The organism is Pseudomonas nitroreducens, from assembly GCF_010994165.1.
Taxonomy (GTDB): domain Bacteria; phylum Pseudomonadota; class Gammaproteobacteria; order Pseudomonadales; family Pseudomonadaceae; genus Pseudomonas; species Pseudomonas nitroreducens.
Window position 1 is genome coordinate 283,162 of the sequence record NZ_WMBX01000007.1, and the last position, 22,435, is coordinate 305,596.

20 protein-coding genes are annotated in these 22,435 nt (G+C 63.9%); 1 reads left to right on the forward strand and 19 read right to left on the reverse strand.

The genetic code is table 11. The features are described 5' to 3' along the window. The first annotated feature begins 43 nt into the window (after positions 1–43). A complete protein-coding gene (locus GJV37_RS27105) occupies positions 44–1,111 on the forward strand; it encodes an AI-2E family transporter (protein WP_065085300.1) in 1,068 nt (355 codons plus the stop codon). A 152-nt stretch (positions 1,112–1,263) separates the two neighbouring features. Here the strand turns inward: GJV37_RS27105 and nuoN are convergent, their stop codons facing one another. The 19 genes from nuoN to GJV37_RS27200 form a co-directional block, all read right to left on the reverse strand. After that, positions 1,264–2,727: an NADH-quinone oxidoreductase subunit NuoN gene (gene nuoN / locus GJV37_RS27110; protein WP_170860103.1), complete on the reverse strand. Its 1,464-nt coding sequence runs from the start codon at positions 2,725–2,727 to the stop codon at positions 1,264–1,266. A 7-nt stretch (positions 2,728–2,734) separates the two neighbouring features. After that, positions 2,735–4,264 (reverse strand): NADH-quinone oxidoreductase subunit M, encoded by a 1,530-nt coding sequence (gene nuoM, locus GJV37_RS27115; protein WP_037012466.1) that lies wholly within the window; start codon positions 4,262–4,264, stop codon positions 2,735–2,737. Between the two features lie 28 nt (positions 4,265–4,292). After that, positions 4,293–6,140 (reverse strand): NADH-quinone oxidoreductase subunit L, encoded by a 1,848-nt coding sequence (gene nuoL / locus GJV37_RS27120; RefSeq protein ID WP_054909447.1) that lies wholly within the window; start codon positions 6,138–6,140, stop codon positions 4,293–4,295. Next, positions 6,137–6,445, reverse strand: coding sequence for an NADH-quinone oxidoreductase subunit NuoK (nuoK, locus tag GJV37_RS27125; protein ID WP_024765121.1), 309 nt, complete (start codon positions 6,443–6,445; stop codon positions 6,137–6,139). Before nuoK ends, nuoL begins: the two co-directional genes overlap by 4 nt. Before the next feature lie 4 nt (positions 6,446–6,449). Then, on the reverse strand, positions 6,450–6,950 hold the full coding sequence (gene nuoJ / locus GJV37_RS27130; protein WP_024765122.1) for an NADH-quinone oxidoreductase subunit J: 501 nt from the start codon (positions 6,948–6,950) through the stop codon (positions 6,450–6,452). An 11-nt stretch (positions 6,951–6,961) separates the two neighbouring features. Next, a complete protein-coding gene (gene nuoI / locus GJV37_RS27135) occupies positions 6,962–7,510 on the reverse strand; it encodes an NADH-quinone oxidoreductase subunit NuoI (RefSeq protein WP_193453155.1) in 549 nt (182 codons plus the stop codon). A gap of 11 nt (positions 7,511–7,521) precedes the next feature. Then, entirely contained in the window at positions 7,522–8,511 is a 990-nt protein-coding gene (gene nuoH / locus GJV37_RS27140; protein WP_024765124.1) for an NADH-quinone oxidoreductase subunit NuoH, read from the reverse strand. Further along, the gene (gene nuoG, locus GJV37_RS27145; RefSeq protein WP_193453156.1) at positions 8,508–11,222 is read right to left on the reverse strand and encodes an NADH-quinone oxidoreductase subunit NuoG; all 2,715 of its coding nucleotides are present in this window, start codon (positions 11,220–11,222) and stop codon (positions 8,508–8,510) included. Before nuoG ends, nuoH begins: the two co-directional genes overlap by 4 nt. A 128-nt stretch (positions 11,223–11,350) precedes the next feature. Next, positions 11,351–12,700: an NADH-quinone oxidoreductase subunit NuoF gene (gene nuoF / locus GJV37_RS27150; protein ID WP_169938593.1), complete on the reverse strand. Its 1,350-nt coding sequence runs from the start codon at positions 12,698–12,700 to the stop codon at positions 11,351–11,353. Beyond that, the gene (gene nuoE / locus GJV37_RS27155; protein WP_169887231.1) at positions 12,697–13,197 is read right to left on the reverse strand and encodes an NADH-quinone oxidoreductase subunit NuoE; all 501 of its coding nucleotides are present in this window, start codon (positions 13,195–13,197) and stop codon (positions 12,697–12,699) included. Before nuoE ends, nuoF begins: the two co-directional genes overlap by 4 nt. Further along, positions 13,194–14,975, reverse strand: coding sequence for an NADH-quinone oxidoreductase subunit C/D (gene nuoC / locus GJV37_RS27160; RefSeq protein ID WP_084359190.1), 1,782 nt, complete (start codon positions 14,973–14,975; stop codon positions 13,194–13,196). Before nuoC ends, nuoE begins: the two co-directional genes overlap by 4 nt. Positions 14,976–15,034: 59 nt before the next feature. Continuing rightward, entirely contained in the window at positions 15,035–15,712 is a 678-nt protein-coding gene (locus tag GJV37_RS27165) for a NuoB/complex I 20 kDa subunit family protein (RefSeq protein ID WP_017517109.1), read from the reverse strand. A 10-nt stretch (positions 15,713–15,722) separates the two neighbouring features. Next, positions 15,723–16,136: an NADH-quinone oxidoreductase subunit A gene (ndhC, locus tag GJV37_RS27170; RefSeq protein ID WP_015477476.1), complete on the reverse strand. Its 414-nt coding sequence runs from the start codon at positions 16,134–16,136 to the stop codon at positions 15,723–15,725. A gap of 441 nt (positions 16,137–16,577) precedes the next feature. Next, positions 16,578–17,069 (reverse strand): DUF4442 domain-containing protein, encoded by a 492-nt coding sequence (locus tag GJV37_RS27175; protein WP_024765129.1) that lies wholly within the window; start codon positions 17,067–17,069, stop codon positions 16,578–16,580. A 171-nt stretch (positions 17,070–17,240) separates the two neighbouring features. After that, complete coding sequence (locus tag GJV37_RS27180) at positions 17,241–18,836, reverse strand: isocitrate lyase (RefSeq protein WP_024765130.1); 1,596 nt, start codon at positions 18,834–18,836, stop codon at positions 17,241–17,243. Between the two features lie 510 nt (positions 18,837–19,346). Next, positions 19,347–20,138 (reverse strand): secretin N-terminal domain-containing protein, encoded by a 792-nt coding sequence (locus GJV37_RS27185; protein WP_083196162.1) that lies wholly within the window; start codon positions 20,136–20,138, stop codon positions 19,347–19,349. Between the two features lie 20 nt (positions 20,139–20,158). Beyond that, on the reverse strand, positions 20,159–20,785 hold the full coding sequence (locus GJV37_RS27190; protein WP_065085191.1) for a DUF7931 domain-containing protein: 627 nt from the start codon (positions 20,783–20,785) through the stop codon (positions 20,159–20,161). A gap of 40 nt (positions 20,786–20,825) precedes the next feature. After that, complete coding sequence (locus GJV37_RS27195; RefSeq protein ID WP_017517103.1) at positions 20,826–21,254, reverse strand: GNAT family N-acetyltransferase; 429 nt, start codon at positions 21,252–21,254, stop codon at positions 20,826–20,828. Beyond that, a complete protein-coding gene (locus GJV37_RS27200; protein WP_037012450.1) occupies positions 21,247–22,422 on the reverse strand; it encodes a ribosomal protein uL16 3-hydroxylase in 1,176 nt (391 codons plus the stop codon). The genes GJV37_RS27195 and GJV37_RS27200 overlap by 8 nt, the downstream gene beginning before the upstream one ends. Positions 22,423–22,435 lie beyond the last annotated feature (13 nt).

The window sequence follows — 22,435 nt, forward strand, 5'->3', positions numbered from 1 at the left end:
ATCTGCTGACTAATGAGCAGGTTTCCCACCCATGGACCCGCTCATGCTCGACTCGAAACTGGAATACCGGACGTTCCTCGCCCTGCTGCTGGTGGTGACACTCGCCTTCGGCTGGATCCTGCTGCCGTTCTACGGGGCCGTCTTCTGGGGCACCATTCTGGCGATCATCTTTGCCCCGTTGCAGCGCCGCCTGCGGGTGAAACTCAACGGACGCAACAACCTCGCCGCGCTGATTTCCCTCGGCGTGTGCTTCCTCATCGTGATCCTGCCGGTGACCTTCATTGCCGGTGCGCTGGTGCAGGAGGGGGCGATGGTTTACCAGCGGTTGAAGTCGGGGGATCTGAACTTCATCACCTATTACCAGCAGGCGGTTGCCGCGCTGCCTGGCTGGGGGCACCAGTTGCTGGAGCGTTTCGACCTGGCGGACCTGTCCAGCCTGCAGGAGAAACTCTCCGCGGGCGCGATGCAGGCGAGCCAACTGGTGGCGACCAAGGCGTTCAGCATTGGCCAGAACACCTTCGAGTTCGTCATCAGCTTCGGCATCATGCTTTACCTGCTGTTCTTCCTGCTGCGCGACGGGCCTGCGCTGGGGCGGCGGATCAAGCAGGCGATGCCGCTGAGCGCGGAGCACAAGCAGCACCTGTTCACCAAGTTCACCACGGTGATCCGCGCCACGGTGAAGGGCAACATCGCCGTTGCCGCGACCCAGGGCGCATTGGGCGGCCTGATCTTCTGGTTCCTCGGTATCCAGGGCTCGCTGCTCTGGGGCACGCTGATGGCCTTCCTCTCGCTGCTGCCAGCCATCGGCGCGGGGCTGATCTGGGTGCCGGTGGCCGCCTACTTCCTGCTCACCGGGGCGATCTGGCAAGGCGTGGTGCTGACGCTGTTCTGCGTGGTGGTGATTGGTCTGGTGGACAACATCCTGCGCCCCATCCTGGTCGGCAAGGACACCAAGATGCCCGACTATGTAGTGCTGATCTCCACCCTCGGTGGCATGTCGCTGTTCGGCCTCAACGGCTTCGTCATCGGCCCGCTGATCGCGGCGCTGTTCATGGCGTCGTGGGACCTGTTCACCGGCCGTGAAGGTGAAGTGACCAAGGGCGCGGAGTAGGGCGCCAGAACTGTAGGAGCGAGCTTGCTCGCGAACCCGGCTTCGCAGCGGAGGGTATTTGCGAGCAACCTCGCTCCTACAAAAAGGCACCGCGCATGAATTGCGCCCAATAAAAAACCCCGCCGAAGCGGGGTTTTTCATGCCTGTCGATCTCAGCCGGCGATGGCTACCAGGCCGCTGTGCTGGAGGATATCCAGCAGCGGTTGCGGGTAGACGCCGAGGAAGAAGGCGAGCAGGGCGATGGCCACCAGCATGATGCCGCCGGCGCGCTGGGCCCAGTCCAGGGGCGCGTCGTGGCGCTTCATGTTCGGCTCGACCAGGAACATGGTCACCATTACGCGCAGGTAGTAGAACAGGCCGATGGCGCTGCCCAGTACCAGCGAGCCGACCAGCCACCAGTGCTGCGACTCGACGCCGGTGGCGACGATGTAGAACTTGCCGATGAAGCCGGCGGTCAGCGGAATGCCGGCCAGGGACAGCATCATCACGGTCAGCACCGCGGTCAGCACCGGGCGGCGCCAGAACAGGCCGCGGTACTCGAACAGCGCGTCGGCGTCGCGGCCGCTGTACGGGGTGGACATCAGGGTGACCACGCCGAAGGCGCCCAGGGTGGTGACGACGTAGGTGGTCAGGTACACGCCAACCGCTTCCACGGCCAGGCCCTTGCTCGCCACCAGGGCGATCAGCAGGTAGCCGAAGTGGGCGATGGACGAGTAGCCGAGCAGGCGCTTGATGTTGCTCTGGGTCAGTGCCAGCAGGTTGCCGATCAGGATCGAGGCGATGGCGATGACCGCGATGGCGTCATGCAGCAGGCCGTTGTTCAGGGCCGCCGGAGCGATCTGGAACAGGCGCAGCAGCACGGCGAACACGGCGACCTTGCTGGCGGTGGCGAGGAAGGTCGCTACCGGAGCCGGGGCGCCTTCGTAGACGTCCGGGGTCCACAGGTGGAACGGTGCGAGCGACAGCTTGAAGCCCAGGCCGACGACCATCATGCCGACGCCGATGGACAGTAGCGGGCCATGGCTGGTGCCCTCGGCCAGCGACGCACCGATACCGGCGAAGCTCAGGCTGCCGGACTCGGCATAGAGCAGGGCCATGCCGAACAGCAGGAAAGCCGAGCCAGCGGCGGACAGTACGGTGTACTTGATGCCCGCTTCGAGGGTGCGCTTGTTGAAGAAGGCGTAGGCCACCATGCCGTAGACCGGCACCGACAGCAGTTCCAGGCCGATGAACAGACCGGCCAGGTTCTGCGCGCTGACCAGCACCAGGCCGCCCGCGGTGGACAGCAGCAGGAGCAGGTAGAGCTCTTCTCGGTTACCCGGGAAGCTCTCCATGTACGCATGGGCGAGCGTGGTGCAGGCGAGGGCGGCGACCAGGATCAGCGCCATGTAGAAGCAGGCGAAGTTGTCCACCAGCATCAGCGGGGTGACTTCGATCGGGGTGACTTTCAGCACCGGGAAGATCGACAGCAACGCCAGGTTCAGACCGATCACCGAGAGGGTGGCGGTCATCGAGTGGTTACGCTTCCAGGCCACGGCGAGCATCACCACCACCAGGGTGGCGCTGGTGATGAGCAGTGGCAGGAGCGCGATGAAGTGTTGAATCGTGAAGGTCATGTCGCGCTCACCGTACTGCCAGGGTGGAAAGGGCGGCACCCAGCCACTGCTGGACGCCGTGCATGGTGGCCGCGGAGGTGTCGAGAACCGGCTGCGGGTAAACGCCGAGCAGGATCAGCAACACCGCCAGGCCGAGCACCATGGAGAGTTCGCGGAAGTTCAGGCCGGCAATGGCGGTGTCGGACTTGGACGGGCCGAAGTACGCGCGGTGGATCATGATCAGCGAGTAGACCGAGCCGAACACCAGGCCGAAGGTGGCGATCACGGTGATCACCGGAACCACCTTGAAGCTGCCCAGCAGGATCAGGAATTCGCCGACGAAGTTGCCGGTACCCGGCAGACCCAGCGAGGCAGTGGCGAAGAACAGCGCCACTGCCGGCAGGTACGGGATGCGCGACCACAGGCCGCCCATCTTGCGCATGTCACGGGTGTGCAGGCGCTCGTACAGTTGGCCGCACAGGATGAACAGCGCGGCGGCGGAGAGGCCGTGGGCGATCATCTGCACCACTACGCCCTGCAGCGCTTGGGGGCTGCCGGAGTAGATGCCGATCATCACGAAGCCCATGTGCGACACGGAGGAGTAGGCCACCAGGCGCTTGATGTCGGTCTGCGCGAACGACAGGAAGGCGCCGTAGAAGATGCCGATCAGGCCCAGGGTCATGGCGATCGGGGCGAACTCGGCCGAGGCGTTGGGGAACAGCGGCAGGGCAAAGCGGATCAGGCCGTAGGCGGCGGTCTTCAGCAGGATGCCGGCGAGGTCCACGGAACCGGCGGTCGGTGCCTGGGCGTGGGCGTCCGGCAGCCAGGAGTGCACCGGCACGACCGGCATCTTCACCGCGAAGGCGACGAAGAAGCCGAGCATCAGGATCCACTCGGTGTGCGGCGGCAGCTGGGTTTTCAGCAGGTCGGCGTAGTTGAAGGTCAGCACGCCGGTGCTGTTGTAGTGCACGAACACCAGGCCGAGGATCGCCACCAGCATCACCAGGCCGCTGGCCTGGGTGAAGATGAAGAACTTGGTGGCGGCGTAGATGCGGGTCTTCTTGCCGTCGTCCGAACTATGACCCCAGAGCGCGATGAGGAAGTACATCGGCACCAGCATCATTTCCCAGAAGAAGAAGAACAGGAACAGGTCGACGGCGAGGAACACGCCGATCACGCCGCCCAGGATCCACAGCAGGTTCAGGTGGAAGAATCCGATGCGGCGCTGGATCTCGTTCCACGAGCAGAGGACGGACAGCACGCCGAGCAGGCCGGTCAGTGCGACCATCAGCAGGGACAGGCCGTCCATTGCCAGGTGCACGCTGATGCCGAAGCGCTCGATCCAGGGTACCTGGAACTGCAGGGTCCATTGCGGCTCGCCACCCGGCGCCGGGGCCAGCTGGAAGTCACCGGTGTGCCACACCCACAGGCTCAGGGCCAGGGTGAGGACCATCGATCCCAGGGCGACCCAGCGAGGCAGGGTCTTGCTGGTGTACTCGGCGATCCAGCAAAGGAAGCCGCCGATGAAGGGGATCAGGATTAGCCAGGGCAGAATCATGTCGGGCTCAATCTCTTTCGTGAATTCATTAAGCCAGCAGCAGCGCGCCGAGGAGCAGCGCGGCGCCACCCACCAGGGAAGCGGCGTACCAACGCAGGCGGCCGTTCTCGGTGAGGCTGAGGAGTTTGTTGCCACCGCGGGCGGTGAGCGGGACCAGGACCAGGGTCTTGTCGATCGGGTCCGCGGCCAGCAGGCGGCAGATCAGCAGGTAGGGTTTCACGAACAGCTTGTCGTACAGCCAGTCGAAGCCCCAGGCGTGGTACCACCAGGTGCCGAAGAAGCGGCCCGGTGCGCTCTGGGCGACGGCGCTGACGAAGCGGCGCTTGCCGAGGAACAGCAGGCCCGCCAGCAGGATACCGGCAATGGCGATGGCGCCCGAGGCGATTTCCAGGCTGTGCTTGGCTTCACCACCGGCGTGACCGGCGCTTTCCGGCAGGACGCCGGCCAGCGGCGGAGTGATCAGCGCGCCGATGAAGGTGGAGAGCACGATCAGCACACCCAGCGGCAGCCAGTGGCTGATGCCATGGCCGGCGTGCGCTTCGGTCTTCGCTTCGCCGTGGAAGGCGATGAAGATCAGGCGGAAGGTGTACAGCGAAGTCATGAAGGCGCCGACGAGCCCTGCGATCAGCAGGTTCTGGTGGCCGCTGGCGAAGGCTTCCCAGAGGATCTCGTCCTTGGAGTAGAAGCCGGCGGTCAGGAAGGGCAGGGCGGACAGTGCCGCACCACCGACCACGAAGCTCGCATAGGCCAGCGGCAGCTTCTTCCACAGGCCACCCATCTTGAAGATGTTCTGCTCGTGGTGGCAGGCAACGATCACCGCACCCGAAGCAAGGAACAGCAGGGCCTTGAAGAAGGCGTGGGTCATCAGGTGGAAGATCGCGCCACCCCAGGCACCCACGCCCAGGGCCAGGAACATGTAGCCGATCTGGCTCATGGTCGAGTAGGCGAGGATGCGCTTGATGTCGGTCTGCACCAGGGCTGCAAAGCCGGCCAGCACCAGGGTCACGGCGCCGATGATGCCGACCAGCTCGAGGACGTTCGGAGCCAGCTCGAACAGACCGTGGCAGCGGGCGATCAGGTAGACGCCCGCGGTCACCATGGTGGCGGCGTGGATCAGCGCGGAGACTGGCGTCGGGCCGGCCATCGCGTCGGCCAGCCAGGTCTGCAGCGGCAGCTGGGCCGACTTGCCGACGGCGCCGCCGAGCAGCATCAGGGTGGCCAGGTTGATCCACAGATCGCCCTTGGCGAAGTGCTGCGGAGCCAGGACCAGCAGCTCCTGGATGTTCAGCGTGCCCAGGTGCTGGAACAGGATGAACATGCCGATGGCGAAGAACACGTCACCCACCCGGGTCACGATGAAGGCCTTCAGCGCTGCGTTGCCGTTCGGCACGTGGTTGTAATAGAAACCGATCAGCAGGTAGGAGCACAGGCCCACGCCTTCCCAGCCGAAGTACATGAACAGCAGGTTATCGCCCAGCACCAGGAACAGCATGCTGGCGATGAACAGGTTGGTGTACGCGAAGAAACGCGAGTAACCGGTTTCACCGCGCATGTACCAGGAGGCGAACAGGTGGATCAGGAAGCCGACGCCGGTGACCACGCCGAGCATGGTGACCGACAGGCCGTCCAGATACAGGGTGAAGTTGGTCTTGAAGTCACCAACGCTCATCCATTGCCACAGCACCAGACTGTAGGCGCCACCTTCGGGCGGGTTGCTGTGGAAGCTCCAGATCGCCCAGAAGGCGGAGAGGGCGGCGAGCCCCACGGAGCCGACACCGACCAGAGCCGAGAGATTTTCCGACCACTTGCCACGGGAGAACGAGAGCAGCAGGAAGCCGACCAGGGGGAACAGGAAAGTAAGGGGCAGCAGGTTCATCCGCGCATCTCGCTGGCAGCGTCGATATCGAGGGTATGGAAGCGGCGATACAGCTGGAGCAGGATCGCCAGGCCGATGCTGGCCTCGGCCGCAGCCAGGCTGAGCACCAGGATGAACATCACCTGGCCGTCGGGCTGCGCCCAGCGGCTACCGGCGACTACGAAGGCCAGCGCGGCGGCGTTCATCATCACTTCCAGGCTCATCAGTACGAACAGGATGTTGCGTCGCACCATCAGGCCCACCAGGCCGAAGCAGAACAGCACACCGGCGAGCGCCAGTCCGTGTTCGAGAGGAATTGTATTCATGGTGTTAGTCCTTCGCTTCGTGGCGGCCGAGGTGGTAGGCGGCGACCAGTGCCGCCAGCAGCAGCATCGAGGCCAGTTCGACGACCAGCAGGTACGGGCCGAACAGGCTGATGCCCACGGCCTTGGCGTCCACGGTGGTGTGACCGATGCCGGCACCGCTCGGGGTGCGCGAGAGCATCCACAGCAGTTCGACCAGCAGGACTGCGGCCAGCGCGCCCGGGCCGATCCAGACGCCAGGCTTGAGCCACTTGCGCTCCTGCTCGGCGATAGCCGGGCCGAGGTTGAGCATCATCACCACGAAGACGAACAGCACCATGATCGCGCCGGCATAGACGATGATTTCCAGGGCGCCGGCGAACGGGGCGCCGAGGCTGAAGAAGGTCATCGAAATGGCCAGCAGCGAGATCACCAGGTAAAGCAGGGCATGCACCGGGTTGCTGTTGGTGATGACCCGGAAGGTTGCCAGCACGGCGACGCCGGCGGCGAAGTAGAAAGCGAATTCCACGCGACGTCTCCTTACGGCAGCAGGCTCTTGACGTTGATCGGTTCGGCTTCGTTCTGCGCGGCGCCTTTCGGCTTGCCGGCGATGGCCATGCCGGCAACGCGGTAGAAGTTGTAGTCCGGGTTCTTGCCGGGGCCGGAGATCAGCAGGTCTTCCTTCTCGTAGACCAGATCCTGGCGCTTGAACTCGCCCATCTCGAAATCCGGCGTCAGCTGGATCGCGGTGGTCGGGCAGGCTTCTTCGCACAGGCCGCAGAAGATGCAGCGGGAGAAGTTGATGCGGAAGAACTCGGGGTACCAGCGACCGTCGTCGGTCTCGGCCTTCTGCAGGGAGATGCAACCGACCGGGCAGGCCACGGAGCACAGGTTGCACGCTACGCAGCGCTCCTCGCCATCGGGGTCGCGGGTGAGGACGATGCGGCCGCGGTAGCGCGGCGGCAGGTACACGGCTTCTTCGGGGTATTGCAGGGTGTCACGCTTGCGGAAGGCATGGCCGAAGATCATCACCAGGCTGCGAAGCTGGGTGTAGGTGCCATGCACGACTTCGAAAATGTATTTGATCATTGTCTTGCTCCTTACTGGGTCGCCAGCACGACAGCGCCGGTCACCAGCAGGTTGATCAGAGTCAGCGGGAGGCAGAACTTCCAGCTGAAGGCCATCACCTGGTCATAGCGCGGGCGCGGAATGGATGCGCGCAGCAGGATGAACATCATGATGAAGAAGCCGGTTTTCAGGGCGAACCAGATGAACGGGATCTGCGGCAGGATGCCGAAGGGCCCGTGCCAGCCGCCGAAGAACAGGGTCGCCAGAAGCGCGGACACCAGCACGATGCCGATGTACTCGCCGACGAAGAACATGCCCCATTTCATGCCGGCGTACTCGATGTGGTAACCGTCGGCCAGTTCCTGCTCGGCTTCGGGCTGGTCGAACGGGTGACGGTGAGTCACGGCGACGCCGGCGACAAAGAAGGTCATGAAACCGAAGAACTGCGGGATGATGAACCACATGTGCTCGGCCTGGTAATCGACGATGTCGCGCAGGCTGAACGAGCCGACCTGGGCCACGATGCCCATCAGCGACAGGGCCAGGAACACCTCGTAGGAGATGGTCTGGGCCGAGGCGCGCAGGCTGCCGAGGAGGGCGAACTTGTTGTTGCTCGACCAGCCGGCGAACAGCACCGCGTACACGGTCAGGCCAGCCATGGCGAAGAAGAACAGGATGCCGATGTTCAGGTCCGCCACACCCCAGGTGGGGGTGATCGGGATGACGACGAAGGCGACCAGCAGCGCACCCATGGCGATCATGGGGGCGAGGGTGAAGATCATCTTGTCGGCGAACGGCGGGGTCCAGTCTTCCTTGAAGAACATCTTCAGCATGTCGGCGCCGAGCTGGAAGGCACCGAAGGGGCCGACCCGGTTCGGACCGTAGCGGTCCTGCCAGAGGCCGAGCAGACGACGCTCGACCCAGCTCAGCAGCGCGCCGCAGACGACCACGGCGAGCAGGATGACGATGGCCTTGATGACCTCGATCAGGATGTCGACGACGGCGGGTGTCAGCCAGCTCATTGGGCAGCCTCCTGCAGACCTTCAGCGACGGCGCCGATGACACCGGCGGGAATGCCTTGCAGACCGATCGGCAGGGCGACCAGGCCGGCGCCGAGCTCTTCGCTCACGCGCAGCGGCAGGTGCAGTTCCTGCCCCTTGACGGTCAGGCGGATGATCGCGCCTTCGTTGACGCCCAGACGGTCAGCCTCGGACTTGGCCAGGGTGACGTAGGTCTGCGGGATGCGCTCCTGCACCGGGGCGGCCTTGGCGGAATTCTCCTCGCTGCCGAACAGGTGATAGAAGGGCACCACCTTGAACTGGCTGGCGGCGGTGTGGAATGGCGCAGGAATCTCGCTGAACCACAGGGCTTCGCCCTTGGCTTCGATCAGGCGCACGCCCGGATCGCCGGCGCGCAGGTGGCCGCCGACTTCGTCCTGGAACTTGTTCCAGGCCTGCGGGGAGTTCCAGCCCGGGGACCAGGCGAAGGGAATCTGCTGACGCGGTTCGGCGCTGCCGGCGTAGCCTTCCATGGAGAAGGCGAAGGCGGAGTCGATGTCCTGCGGCTGACGCGGCTCGCTGACATTGATGTTGGCGCGCATGGCGGTACGGCCGGAGTAGCGGTGCGGCTCGCGCGCCAGCTTCAGGCCCTTGATGCGGAACGCGGCGTTCGGCGCGGCTTCGCGGATGCCGGCCAGTTGCGGCTTGGCGGCGACGACGGCGTCGATCACGTGGTCCAGCTGGGTCCAGTCGACACGCTTGCCTTCGAGGGTGCTGTGCAGGGCGTGCAGCCAGCGCCAGCCTTCGCGGACCAGGTTGTCGGCGTTGTAGTAGGTCGGGTCAAAGACCTGGAAGAAACGCTGGGCGCGGCCTTCCTGGCTGACCAGGGTGCCATCGCCTTCGGCGAAGCTGGCGGCCGGCAGCAGGACGGTGGCCTTGGCGCTGGTGGCGGTCTGCTGGTGGTCGGCGACCACGACGATCTTGGCGGCGGCCAGGGCGGCGTCGACAACGGCGGCGTCGGCGCGGCGGTACAGGTCGTTCTCCAGGATCACCACGGCATCGGCGCCGCCGGAGGTCAGTTGCTCGAGAGCGGCTTCGACGGACTCACCGCCGAAAAGGGCCAGGCCCAGGCTGTTGGCTTCCGGGACGACCAGGCTAAGCGAGCCGTTCTTCTCGCGGTTCTTCAGCGCGCTGGCGATGTTGGCGGCGGCCTCGATCAGGGCGTTGCTGCCCAGCGAGGTGCCGGAGATGACCAGCGGACGCTTGGCGGCCACCATGGCATCGGCGATGCGCTGGGCCAGGGCGGCGGCTTCGGCGTCGAGGCCGGCAACGGCCGGAGCGCTCGGGTCGATGGCGTGGGCGACGGCGAAGCCCAGGCGAGCCAGGTCTTCGGTGGCGGCGTGCACGCACTCGGCAGCAACGTCGTCCAGGCGGGTTTCATCCAGGCTGGCGATGAACAGCGGGTTCATCTCGTGCTGGGCGATGGTCTTCACCGCGGCGTCGAGCCACGGCTGGATCTTCATCGCGGCGGCCATGTCCTCGCCCTTGCCCTTCACCGACTGGCGCAGGGCCAGGGCGATACGGGCAGCGGTCTGGGTCAGGTCTTCGCCGAGCACGAACACCGCGTCGTGGTCTTCGATATCACGGATGGTCGGCACCGGCAGCGGGCCGTCCTGCATCACCTTCAGTACGAGTTGCAGACGCTGCAGTTCGTCAGCGGAGATGCCGCTGTAGAAGTTCTGCGCGCCGACCAGCTCGGCCAGGGCGTAGTTGCTTTCCAGGCTGGCACGCGGCGAACCGATACCGATGACCTTGCGGCCCTTGAGCAGGGCAGCGGTCTGGTCGAGGGCGCCATCCAGCGAGAGCTTCTGCTTGCTCAGCATCAGCTGCGGCTGGCGTGGGCGGTCTTCGCGGTTGACGTAGCCGTAGCCGAAGCGGCCGCGGTCGCACAGGAAGTAGTGGTTCACCGAGCCGTTGTAGCGGTTCTCGATGCGGCGGATTTCACCGTAACGCTCGCCGGGGCTGATGTTGCAGCCGCTGGAGCAGCCATGGCAGATGCTCGGGGCGAACTGCATGTCCCACTTGCGGTTGTAGCGCTCGGAGTGGGTCTTGTCGGTGAACACGCCGGTCGGGCAGACCTCGGTCAGGTTGCCGGAGAATTCGCTCTCCAGCACACCGTCCTCGATCCGGCCGAAGTAGACGTTGTCGTGCGCGCCGTAGACGCCCAGGTCGGTGCCGCCGGCGTAGTCCTTGTAGTAACGGACGCAGCGGTAGCAGGCGATGCAGCGGTTCATCTCGTGGGCGATGAACGGGCCGAGCTCCTGGTTCTGGTGGGTGCGCTTGGTGAAGCGGTACCGGCGCTGGTTGTGGCCGGTCATCACCGTCATGTCCTGCAGGTGGCAGTGACCGCCTTCCTCGCAGACCGGGCAGTCGTGCGGGTGGTTGGTCATCAGCCATTCGACGACGCTGGCGCGGAACTGCTTGGCCTCTTCGTCCTCGATGGAAATCCAGGTGTTGTCGGTGGCGGGAGTCATGCAGGACATGACGAGACGACCGCGTTTGTCGTTCTCGTCGGTGTACTGCTTGACCGCGCACTGGCGGCATGCGCCGACGCTTCCGAGCGCCGGGTGCCAGCAGAAGTAGGGGATGTCGAGACCGAGGGAGAGGCAGGCCTGCAACAGGTTGTCCGCTCCGTCGACTTCTAACGTCTTGCCGTCTACGTGGATCGTGGCCATGGGTCTAAGTCTTCGTTGGCCCGTTGTCAGCGGGCGTGGCTAATAGAAATCACGGTTTCATCGGGCCGGCGGCACGCCGCGGCACTGCAACGAAACAACGCCGGGCGCAGCGCCCGGCGATCAAAGCATCAAGCGCCGACGGTCTGCGGTGCTTGTACGGCCTGAGCCTGGCGGGAAATGCCCGCTTCGAACTCGGGACGGAAATACTTCAGTGCGCTGCCCAGCGGCTCGACGGCACCCGGTGCGTGGGCACAGAAGGTCTTGCCTGGGCCGAGGAAGTTGACGAGCTGCTCGAGGGTTTCCAGGTCGCCCTGGGCGCCTTCGCCTTTCTCCAGCGCGCGCAGCACCTTCACGCTCCACGGCAGGCCGTCGCGGCACGGCGTGCACCAGCCGCAGGATTCGCGGGCGAAGAACTCTTCCATGTTGCGCAGCAGGGACACCATGTTGACGCTGTCGTCCACCGCCATGGCCAGACCGGTGCCCATACGGGTGCCGACCTTGGCGACGCCGCCGGCGTAGAACAGGGCGTCCAGGTGCTCCGGCAGGAGGAAGCCGGTACCGGCGCCGCCCGGCTGCCAGGCCTTGAGCTTGTAGCCGTCGCGCATGCCGCCGGCGTAGTCCTCGAACAGCTCGCGGGCCGGAAGGCCGAAGGGCAGCTCCCAGATGCCGGGGTTCTTCACCTTGCCGGAGAAGCCCATGAGCTTGGTGCCCATGTCTTCGCTGCCCGGACGGGCGAGGCCCTTGTACCAGTCGACGCCGTGCTCGACGATCGCCGGCACGTTGCACAGGGTCTCGACGTTGTTCACGCAGGTCGGCTTGCCCCAGACGCCAACGGCGGCGGGGAAGGGCGGCTTGGAGCGCGGGTTGGCGCGGCGGCCTTCCAGCGAGTTGATCAGCGCGGTCTCTTCGCCACAGATGTAGCGGCCGGCGCCGGTGTGGACGAACAGCTCGAAATCGAAACCGCTGCCGAGGATGTTCTTGCCCAAGAGGCCGGCGGCCTTGGCTTCCTCGATGGCGCGGTTCAGGTTGCGAGCCGCGTCGACGTACTCGCCGCGCAGGAAGATGTAGCCGCGGTAGGCCTTGAGGGCGCGCGCGGAGATCAGCATGCCTTCCACCAGCAGGTGCGGCAGCTGCTCCATGAGCATGCGGTCTTTCCAGGTGTTGGGTTCCATCTCGTCCGCGTTGCACAGCAGGTAGCGGATGTTGAGGGATTCATCCTTGGGCATCAGGCCCCACTTCACGCCGGTGGGGAAGCCCGCACCGCCGCGGCCTTTCAGGCCGGAGTCCTTGACGGTCTGGACGATGTCGTCGGTGGCCATCTCGGCCAGCGCCTTGCGCGCGGCGGCATAGCCATTCTTCGACTGGTACTCCTCCAGCCAGACCGGGGCGCCGTCGTCACGCAGGCGCCAGGTCAGCGGATGGGTTTCGGCCGCGCGCGCGGTGCGATTGGGCGTGCCGTAGGAGGTGAGGCGACTCATGCGTAGGCCTCCAGCAGTTTGGCGACGCCGTCGGGACGCAGGTCGCCGAAGGTGTCGTCGTCGATCATCATCGCCGGGGCCTTGTCGCAGTTGCCCAGGCAGCACACCGGCAGCAGGGTGAAGCGGCCGTCGGCGGTGGTCTGGCCGAGGCCGATGCCCAGCTGCTTCTGGATTTCGCCAACGACGGACTCGTGGCCGCCGATGTAGCAGACCATGCTGTCGCAGACGCGGATGATGTGGCGGCCGACCGGCTGGCGGAAGATCTGGCTATAGAAGGTAGCGACGCCTTCGACGTCGCTGTCCGGGATGCCGAGGATGTCGGCGATGGCCGGAATGGCGCCGTCCGGCACCCAGCCGCGCTGCTTCTGGACGATCTTCAGGGCTTCGATGGACGCCGCGCGGGAGTCCTCGTAGTGATGCATCTCGTGCTCGATGGCCGAGCGCTCGGTTTCGCTGAGTTCGAAACGATCAGTCTGGATAAGGGTACTCATGATCAGCGGTCCACGTCGGCCATAACGAAGTCGATACTGCCCAGATAGGCGATCAGGTCAGCGATCATGCTGCCGTTGATCACCGACGGAATCTGCTGCAGGTGCGCGAAGCTGGGCGTCCGGATGCGGGTCCGGTAGCTCATGGTGCTGCCATCGCTCGTCAGGTAGTAGCTGTTGATGCCCTTGGTCGCTTCCACCATCTGGAAGGCTTCGTTGGCCGGCATGACCGGGCCCCAGGAAACCTGCAGGAAGTGGGTGATCAGGGTCTCGATGTGCTGCAGCGTGCGCTCTTTGGGCGGCGGCGTGGTCAGCGGGTGGTCGGCTTTGTACGGGCCTTCGGGCATGTTCTTCAGGCACTGCTCGATGATGCGCAGGCTCTGGCGCATCTCGCCCATCTTGACCATGCAGCGGTCGTAGGCGTCACCGTTGGCCGCCAGCGGCACTTCGAACTCGAAGTTCTCGTAGCCGGAGTAGGGGCGGGCCTTGCGCAGGTCGAAATCGCAGCCGGTGGCGCGCAGGCCGGCGCCGGTGGTGCCCCATTCCAACGCTTCCTTGGTGTTGTACTGGGCAACGCCGATGGTACGGCCACGCAGGATGCTGTTCTTCAGGGCGGCGGTTTCGTACTCGTCCAGGCGCTTGGGCATCCAGTCGAGGAATTCGCGGACCAGTTTGTCCCAGCCGCGCGGCAGGTCGTGGGCGACGCCGCCGATGCGGTACCAGGCCGGGTGCAGGCGGAAGCCGGTGATGGCTTCGACGACCTTGTAGGCGCGCTGGCGGTCGGTGAAGGTGAAGAACACCGGGGTCATCGCACCCACGTCCTGGATGTAGGTACCCAGATAGAGGAGGTGGTTCAGGATGCGGAAGAACTCCGACATCATGATGCGGATGACGTCGACGCGCTGCGGCACCTTGATGCCGGCGAGCTTCTCGACCGAGAGCACGTACGGCAGGTTGTTCATCACGCCGCCGAGGTAGTCGATACGGTCGGTGTACGGAATGAAGCTGTGCCAGGACTGGCGCTCGGCCATCTTCTCGGCGCCACGGTGGTGGTAGCCGATCTCCGGAACGCAATCGAGGATCTCTTCACCATCCAGTTGCAGGATGATGCGGAACGCACCGTGCGCGGACGGGTGGTTCGGGCCGAGGTTGAGGAACATGAAGTCCTCGTTCTCGCCGTGACGCTTCATGCCCCAGTCTTCGGGCTTGAAGCGCAGGGCTTCCTGCTCGAGGTCCTGCTTGGCGGCGGACAGCGCGTAGGGATCGAACTCGGTGGCGCGCGCCGGGTAGTCCTTGCGCAGCGGGTGACCTTCCCAGGTCGGCGGCATCAGCATGCGGGTCAGGTGCGGGTGACCGGTGAAGGTGATCCCGTACATGTCCCAGACCTCACGCTCGTACCAGTTGGCGTTCGGCCAGATACGGGTGGCGGTGGGCAGGTTCAGGTCGCCTTCGGACAAGGCCACCTTGATCATCACGTCACTGTTACGCTCGAGCGACATCAGGTGGTAGAACACGCTGAAATCGGCGCCCGGCAGGCCGCGACGGTGGGTGCGCAGGCGCTCGTCCACACCGTGCAGGTCATAGAGCATGACGTACGGCTTGGGCACATTGCGCAGGAAGGTGAGGACGTCGATCAGGCGCTCACGGGCGACCCAGAGCACCGGCATGCCGGTGCGGGTGGCCTGGACGGTGAAGGCCTCGGCGCCAAAGCGGGAATTCAGTTCGACGACGATGTCTTGGTCGTCTGCCTTGTAAGGCGGGATGTACAGAGCGGAGTCTGCATTCATAGTCTTTAAGTCACTCGGTCAACGGTGGAGTGAAAACGGGCCTCTCGTGGAGGGCCGGATCACACTTCGTCGGGGCTGCGCAGGTTGGTGACCGCAATGCGCTGTTCGCGCTTGAGATCCTTCTGGGCAGGCATGTCAGCGCGATAGACGCCTTGATCGCCTACAACCCAGGACAACGGACGACGCTCCTGGCCGATGGATTCCTGCAGCAGCATCAGGCCTTGCAGGAACGCCTCCGGACGGGGCGGGCAGCCGGGGATGTACACGTCCACGGGGAGGAACTTGTCGACCCCCTGAACGACCGAGTAGATGTCGTACATGCCGCCGGAGTTGGCGCACGACCCCATCGAGATCACCCACTTGGGTTCCAGCATCTGCTCGTACAGGCGCTGGATGACCGGAGCCATCTTGATGAAGCAGGTGCCGGCGATGACCATGAAGTCAGCCTGGCGCGGCGATGCACGGATCACTTCGGCGCCGAAACGGGCGATGTCGTGCGGCGCGGTGAACGCCGTGGTCATCTCCACGTAGCAGCAGGACAGCCCGAAGTTGTACGGCCACAGGGAGTTCTTGCGACCCCAGTTCACCGCACCGTTGAGAACATCCTCGAGCTTGCCCATGAAGATGTTCTTGTGGACCTGCCCTTCGATGAGCGGGTCTTCTACCGTTTCGCGCTGGCCGATCGGGTATTGATCATTGGGCGCATCCGGATCGATCCGGGTAAGTTTGTATTGCATCGCCAAAGCCTCATTGTTTTAGCTTCGCCTGCCGTGCGCGGCGTGCCGCCGGCGCCCAATCGAGCGCGCCGATACGCCACAGGTAGACAAGACCTGCCAACAGAATTGCTATGAAAATGGTTGCCTCGATCAGACCGGCCCAGCCGCTTTCACGGACGGACACTGACCAGGCGAAAAGGAAGAGGGCTTCGACGTCGAAGATCACGAAGAGCATCGCGACCAGATAGAATTTTGCCGACAGACGAAGGCGGGCGCTGCCGGTGGGGACGATGCCGGATTCGAACGGCTCGTTCTTGCTGCGACCAAATGCCTTACTGCCAAGCAGGCTGGAAACCCCTAGCATGAAGCCGAGCAGGCCCAGCACTCCTAAAAGGAAGGCGGCGAGTCCCCAGTGTTGAGCTGCAAGTTCAGCTGGATTGGGCATGCCGATACTCCTTCCTACAAATAACGATTGTCTTGGGTTCCAGGCGCAACGCCTGACTACTGCGAACCCGACAACTCAAGGATAGTGAGCTAAGGGTTCAGGTCATCTTTCCAATTTTATGCCCAAAGCCTTCAGCAAGTAAATTTTTCCAACACAAACAGATGCTTCTAATTCGGGCAAAAGCCTTTTGCATTTCCCGTAGCGCCCTGTTTGCGGGGCTCTGGGCGCTTAGTGTGGCGGCACTTGGGCTTTGGTCGAATAGTACTTTCGAGGTATTTGGCCGCAATAAATTGCCAATCCACAAATGATAAGTATTATCATTTGCTGTGTCGTATATCCGTAACTTTACTACATATAAGCGGCGACGCTTTTATTTCGCTCAATCTTCGGCATTCAATTATCCCCCTGCAATTCCCCTGGGCGCCCCTCATTCGGGGTGGTTCAATTTCCCTTCCGAACCCACGCCCAGTGCATCTCGCAGCGCACCGGCTCTGCACCGGAGTCGTCTAGGAGCGTCACCTGGATCAGTGCTTCCCCCTTGTCTTGCTCCAGCATTGCACGACGCTGCTCAGGAGCCAGTGTGGCGATAGCGCGCAGGCTGCCACGGGCTCGGCGCAGGTAATCCACCTTGAGGGTCTTGATCAGCGGCAGCTTGTGATCGGGCAGATTCATGCCGACCAGGCAGCCGCTGGCGGATTCGGCCAGTAGTGCCATGGCCGCAGCATGTACGCCGCCGATGTGGTTGCGGGCGCGGCGGTGGTTGGCCAGGCTCATCCGTACCTCATCGCTGGAGAGCTTCTGGATGCGTATGCCCGCGGTGCCGGCGAAGCGTACCTGGGAGCAGAACAGGCGACTGAGCAGCGATTCGTGAAGTTGGTGCGGCAGGCGCTGGATGAGATGAGCGGCGAGTGCGAGGCGGTTGCGCTGGGGCATGGATGTTTCCATTCATACAAAGGAAGCCCGAGGCTGGCACGTGGATGCCGATCTGCCCTTGGCGGGCAGGAAGTGGGGGCTGGCGGTTCGGCCAAGCGTAAAAAGCAAAACCCCGGCCTGGGCCGGGGTTTTGCGGTGCCTCCCGGCCCCGAAGGGCCGGTGAGCCAGTTCTTAGTGGAACTGGTTCATGGTGTTGTCTTTACCCGAGGCTTTCAGAGCGGCTTCGCCAGCGAAGTACTCTTTGTGGTTGTCGCCGATGTCCGAGCCGGCCATGTTCTGGTGCTTGACGCAGGCGATGCCCTGACGCAGTTCCTGACGCTGAACGCCTTTCACGTAGGCCAGCATGCCCTGGTCGGCGAAGTAGCCTTTGGCCAGGTTGTCGGTCGACAGAGCGGCGGTGTGGTAGGTCGGCAGGGTGATCAGGTGGTGGAAGATGCCGGCGTGGGCGGAGCCATCGCGCTGGAAGGTGCGGATCTTCTCGTCAGCAACCTGGGCCAGCTCGGTCTCGTCGTACTCGACGCTCATCAGCTTGGCGCGGTCGTAGGCGGAAACGTCCTTGCCTTCGGCAACGAACGCGTCGAAGACCTGCTGGCGGAAGTTCAGGGTCCAGTTGAACGACGGGCTGTTGTTGTACACCAGCTTGGCGTTCGGGATGACTTGGCGGATGCGGTCAACCATGCCCTTGATCTGGCCAACGTGCGGCTTCTCGGTTTCGATCCACAGCAGGTCAGCGCCGTTCTGCAGCGAGGTGATGCAGTCGAGGACGCAGCGGTCTTCGCCGGTGCCCTTGCGGAACTGGAACAGGTTGGAAGCCAGGCGCTTCGGACGCAGCAGTTTGCCGCCGCGGTTGATCACCACGTCGCCGTTCTGCAGTTCGGCAGCGGAAACTTCTTCGCAATCCAGGAAGGAGTTGTACTGGTCGCCCAGGTCGCCCGGCTCTTTGGTCACGGCGATCTGCTTGGTCAGGCCGGCGCCCAGGGAGTCGGTACGGGCAACGATCACGCCGTCGTCAACACCCAGTTCGAGGAATGCGTAGCGAACAGCGTTGATCTTGGCGAGGAAGTCTTCGTGCGGAACGGTCACTTTGCCGTCCTGGTGGCCGCACTGCTTCTCGTCGGAAACCTGGTTCTCGATCTGGATGCAGCAGGCACCCGCTTCGATCATTTTCTTGGCCAGCAGGTAGGTGGCTTCCGGGTTGCCGAAGCCGGCGTCGATGTCGGCGATGATCGGTACGACGTGGGTTTCGTAGCCGTCGATCTGGGCCTGGATTTCGTCCTGCTTGGCTTTGTCGCCGGCGGCGCGGGCGCTGTCCAGGGCGGTGAAGAGCAGGTCCAGCTCACGGGCGTCAGCCTGGCGCAGGAAGGTGTACAGCTCTTCGATCAGGCCGGAGACGGCGGTTTTTTCGTGCATGGACTGGTCGGGCAGCGGGCCGAAGTCGGAGCGCAGCGCGGCAACCATCCAGCCGGACAGGTAGAGGTAGCGCTTGTTGGTGGTCTTCAGGTGCTTCTTGATCGAGATCAGCTTCTGCTGACCGATGAAGCCGTGCCAGCAGCCCAGGGACTGGGTGTAGACGGAGTTGTCGGCGTCATACTCGGCCATGTCCTTGCGCATGATGGCCGCAGTGTACTTGGCGATGTCCAGACCAGTCTTGAAGCGGTTCTGAGCGCGCATACGGGCAACCGACTCGGGGTTGATAGCGCTCCAGCTGTTACCGGCTTTCTCTTTCAGAGCGGCAACGGCTTTGATGTCGTTTTGATATGCGGACATGGTCAATCCTTCAAAGTATATGTTTGGTTGAGCACCGACTTACCCACTCAAAACCTGTATCGAAACGGAATTGACTGCGGGTTGCTCGCCGCGGGAGGGCGAAGGGGCGACCGAAAGAAGGAATGACGCTGGAGGAATGGGGTGGCGCGGCGTACAGACTCGTGACTGCAGCGGTGACATCCAGAATCGCTTGCCGGCTCGTGGCAGCCGTTGGGCGATGGTGGACGGCTGAATCCGTCACTTCGTGCTGTTGCTTAGGCTTGCTTCCCCGTCCCTCAGGACAACCTCTTGCCAGTCGCAACCTCGTCGATCCGCCTTGTGGGCTTAACAACACGGACCTGCATGGCGGATGGGCCACTGGCTTGGTCCGAAGGGCTTTGAGGCCCTCTGGTTAGCGGGAGCGAGGCCATCATGCCCTTTCAAACGAGCGTTCGTCAAACGTTTTGTAGTGTTTTTTTTGGGCTACTACACGAAGGTCTAACGAGGACCGGCAAGTCACCTACGGAAGGATTAGTCGAGCACTTCGACCTTTACCCGCAGGCTGCTGTCGCTGCGCCCCTGGGTGCTGTACTGGCGGGTATAGCCGCCCTGGGTGCTCTGGTTACTTTCGCTGACGCCGCCGATCTCGATCCACTGCCCGATTGGGCCGCTGACGCGGGTGTCGGCCGCGCTGGTGTTCATCGATCCCTGATAATTGCCGTTGAAGCGGTCGTTGCGGGTGCTCAGGGTAATGTGCACGAGGTTCCCGGAGAGGCTTGCGGTCACGTACATGCCCTGGTTGGCGTCGCGGTACTCGGTCTGGCTATAGACCTGGCCGTAGGGACCGACACCGGCGTTGGTCACCGGCTGGCTCTGGCCGATCTGGATGAAGGCGGGTGAGCCTTCGGTGGCCCGGACCTGCTGGGTGCCACCGCCGCGGCTGCTGGTGGAGCGGTTGATGATGCGCACCTGGTCACGGCCGTTCACTTCGCCGCGGCCGGACTGGATCTCCACATTGCCGGCGCTGACCGATCCGTTCACCGAGTAGCCGCTCTGGCTGCCCTGGCTGCCGTCGACCGTGTCGAGGCTGATCAGCAGTTGGTGCGGGCGGGTATCCAGCTGTTCGAGCACCTGCTGCAGTTCGCGAATCTTCGCCAGTTCGGCATTCACGACCAGTTGGTTGCCGTAGGCGGTGACCCGGCCTTCGTTGCCCAATACCTGCTGTGCCACCGGCAGCACGTCTTCGGCGGTGCGGTAGTTGAGCGGGATGATTTCGGTGCGCGGCGCCGCGATGGCGCTAAGGCTGAAGGCGCAGGCAAGCATCAGGGCAACTGGGCGTAGGCTCAAATCAGGAAACTCCGCAGGTTCGGGTCGAGGACGCTGGTGTTCCAGGTCTGTTCGAATTGCGCGATCAATTGGCGGACGCGACCGCTGTTGTTGTAGTGCGCGTAACCGGCGTACTCGCCTGGTTCCGGGCGCAGCAGCAGGCCGCAATTGTCGGCGAGGAGGAAGGCGTGCTCCTCGCTCGGGTAGTCGGGATTGATCCGGCGGATCTGGCAGTAGCTGGACAGGCGGCGGCTGAGGTTGAGCAGGCGATGGCCTTCCTTCACGGCGCGGGTGCTATCGCGCACCAGGATCATCAGACGGTTGCGCGGATTGCCCAGCAGCAGTTGCGTGCACGCTTCCTGGATGCTGCTGTGGTGATACAGCCAGGGCTCCAGGTCAGGGGTGTAGAGATAGAGCGTGCGGCGCGCCTGCTGGATCAGCGCCAGGGCGTGGGCGCGGGCGGCATCCGGCTTGCTGAAGCGATGCAACTGATCGCCTTCGCCGAGGCGAAAGGGTGCCGGCTCCAGGGCGATGGGCGGCAGCGCTTCGCTGGGCGGGTTGTGGACGGCAAAACGCCCCGGTGACTGAAACTCGATGTCCGGCAACTCTACCGGGAGGTCGTCTTGGTCCGGGGCGTTTTCCATGTCGCTCCTTTCTTCTTTCAGGCGCTTGCCTGGCTGGTGCTCACGCGCTCTCGCGCACCATGTCCACGTGGGGGAGGCCGGCGTCGAGGAATTCGCCGCTGGCTACCTGGAAGCCTAGCCGTTCGTAGAAGGGAATGGCGTAGACCTGTGCCGTCAGCAACTGGCGCTGCAGGCCCTGACTTTCCGCCTGTTCGATGGCGGCGCGCATCAGCAGGTCGCCGACCTTAAGTCCGCGCCAGTCCTTGAGGACCGACACCCGGCCGATATGCCCGTCCGGCAGGAGGCGGGCGGTACCGATGGCGTAGTCGCCTTCGAAGGCCAGGAAGTGCACGGCTTCGACATCCTCGGCGTCCCATTCGAGTTCCGGCGGGACCGATTGCTCGGCGATGAACACCGCCTCGCGAATGCGCCGCAGATCGGCATTATCCTTCTGCCAGTCCGCGACGCGAACCCTGATCTTGCTACTCATCGGCAAACTCCAGACTGCCCTGTTTGATCAGTTCTCCGATGAGCTTACGCCCATCGTCGTCGGCCAGCCATTGGCCGAGATTCCCTTCGTGCAGCGATTCCGCCGAGCACACCAGCTTGAGCAGGTCGCGCAGTTTTTCCGGTAGCACCACGGTCTGGCCGCTGGCGAACAGCAGCAGGCCGACGTCCACTTCGCTCCAGGCCATGCGGGCGCTGGGGTTGCGAATCAGGACCTCGCCGTCTTCGATGGCGGCGGTCAGGTCGGCTTCCTCGATCTCCTCGCCGGCCACCAGTTCCGGGTAGCGCGGTTCGGTCATGAACTGGCCGAACCAGGTGAGCAGCAGGCGCTCGTCGCTCATGTGTTCCTGCAGCAGGTTCTTCAGGCGGTCGAGGGCGTCGCGCTGGATCTGGTGCTGGTCGAAATCACCTTTCATCGCGGCCATGCCGGCGTCGCTGTAACGCTCTTCGTCGGAAAGGAACTGGGCGAGGAAGTCGGTGAAGTGGGTCAGCACTTCGGCGGCGCTGGGGGCGCGGAAGCCGACCGAATAGGTCATGCAGTCGTCTTCGGCGATGCCGTAGTGGGCTATGCGCGGCGGCAGGTAGAGCATGTCGCCGGGCTCCAGGACCCACTCGGCGCTCTCTTCGAATTCGGCGAGGATGCGCAGGTCGGCGTGCGGCAGCATCGGGCTGCTGGCATCGCAGGTCTGGCCGACTTTCCAGCGGCGGTGGCCGTGGCCCTGCAGCAGGAACACGTCGTAGTTGTCGAAGTGCGGGCCGACACCGCCGCCCGGTGCGGCGTAGCTGATCATCACGTCGTCGATGCGCCAGCTGGGCAGGAACTTGAAGTGTTCCAGCAGCTCCGCGACCTCCGGGATGAACTGGTCGACAGCCTGCACCAGCAGGGTCCAGTCGCGCTCGGGCATCTGGCTGAAGGTGTCTTCCTGGAACGGGCCGCGGCGCAGTTCCCAGGGGCTGTCGCCGTGCTCGACGACGATGCGCGACTCGATCATCTCTTCCAGGGCGAGGCCGGCCAGTTCGTCAGGGTCGAGCGGGCTCTTGAAATCCGGGATGGCCTGGCGCACCAGCAGGGGTTTCTTCTGCCAGTAGTCGCGGAGGAATTCTTCGGCGCTGATGCCGCCCAAAAGCTGAAGAGGAATAGCAGGATTCATGTCTAAGTCCTTG

What these genes read in the sequence shown, in the direction of transcription:
- GJV37_RS27165 (WP_017517109.1), bottom strand. Translation starts at nt 15,712, where the DNA reads ATGCAATACAAACTTACCCGGATCGATCCGGATGCGCCCAATGATCAA.
- GJV37_RS27105 (WP_065085300.1), top strand. Translation starts at nt 44, where the DNA reads ATGCTCGACTCGAAACTGGAATACCGGACGTTCCTCGCCCTGCTGCTG.
- nuoK (WP_024765121.1), bottom strand. Translation starts at nt 6,445, where the DNA reads ATGAATACAATTCCTCTCGAACACGGACTGGCGCTCGCCGGTGTGCTG.
- GJV37_RS27200 (WP_037012450.1), bottom strand. Translation starts at nt 22,422, where the DNA reads ATGAATCCTGCTATTCCTCTTCAGCTTTTGGGCGGCATCAGCGCCGAA.
- nuoH (WP_024765124.1), bottom strand. Translation starts at nt 8,511, where the DNA reads ATGAGCTGGCTGACACCCGCCGTCGTCGACATCCTGATCGAGGTCATC.
- GJV37_RS27175 (WP_024765129.1), bottom strand. Translation starts at nt 17,069, where the DNA reads ATGCCCCAGCGCAACCGCCTCGCACTCGCCGCTCATCTCATCCAGCGC.
- nuoF (WP_169938593.1), bottom strand. Translation starts at nt 12,700, where the DNA reads ATGAGTCGCCTCACCTCCTACGGCACGCCCAATCGCACCGCGCGCGCG.
- nuoL (WP_054909447.1), bottom strand. Translation starts at nt 6,140, where the DNA reads ATGAACCTGCTGCCCCTTACTTTCCTGTTCCCCCTGGTCGGCTTCCTG.
- nuoN (WP_170860103.1), bottom strand. Translation starts at nt 2,727, where the DNA reads ATGACCTTCACGATTCAACACTTCATCGCGCTCCTGCCACTGCTCATC.
- GJV37_RS27195 (WP_017517103.1), bottom strand. Translation starts at nt 21,254, where the DNA reads ATGAGTAGCAAGATCAGGGTTCGCGTCGCGGACTGGCAGAAGGATAAT.
- nuoC (WP_084359190.1), bottom strand. Translation starts at nt 14,975, where the DNA reads ATGAATGCAGACTCCGCTCTGTACATCCCGCCTTACAAGGCAGACGAC.
- GJV37_RS27180 (WP_024765130.1), bottom strand. Translation starts at nt 18,836, where the DNA reads ATGTCCGCATATCAAAACGACATCAAAGCCGTTGCCGCTCTGAAAGAG.
- nuoI (WP_193453155.1), bottom strand. Translation starts at nt 7,510, where the DNA reads ATGATCAAATACATTTTCGAAGTCGTGCATGGCACCTACACCCAGCTT.
- ndhC (WP_015477476.1), bottom strand. Translation starts at nt 16,136, where the DNA reads ATGCCCAATCCAGCTGAACTTGCAGCTCAACACTGGGGACTCGCCGCC.
- GJV37_RS27190 (WP_065085191.1), bottom strand. Translation starts at nt 20,785, where the DNA reads ATGGAAAACGCCCCGGACCAAGACGACCTCCCGGTAGAGTTGCCGGAC.
- GJV37_RS27185 (WP_083196162.1), bottom strand. Translation starts at nt 20,138, where the DNA reads ATGCTTGCCTGCGCCTTCAGCCTTAGCGCCATCGCGGCGCCGCGCACC.
- nuoM (WP_037012466.1), bottom strand. Translation starts at nt 4,264, where the DNA reads ATGATTCTGCCCTGGCTAATCCTGATCCCCTTCATCGGCGGCTTCCTT.
- nuoG (WP_193453156.1), bottom strand. Translation starts at nt 11,222, where the DNA reads ATGGCCACGATCCACGTAGACGGCAAGACGTTAGAAGTCGACGGAGCG.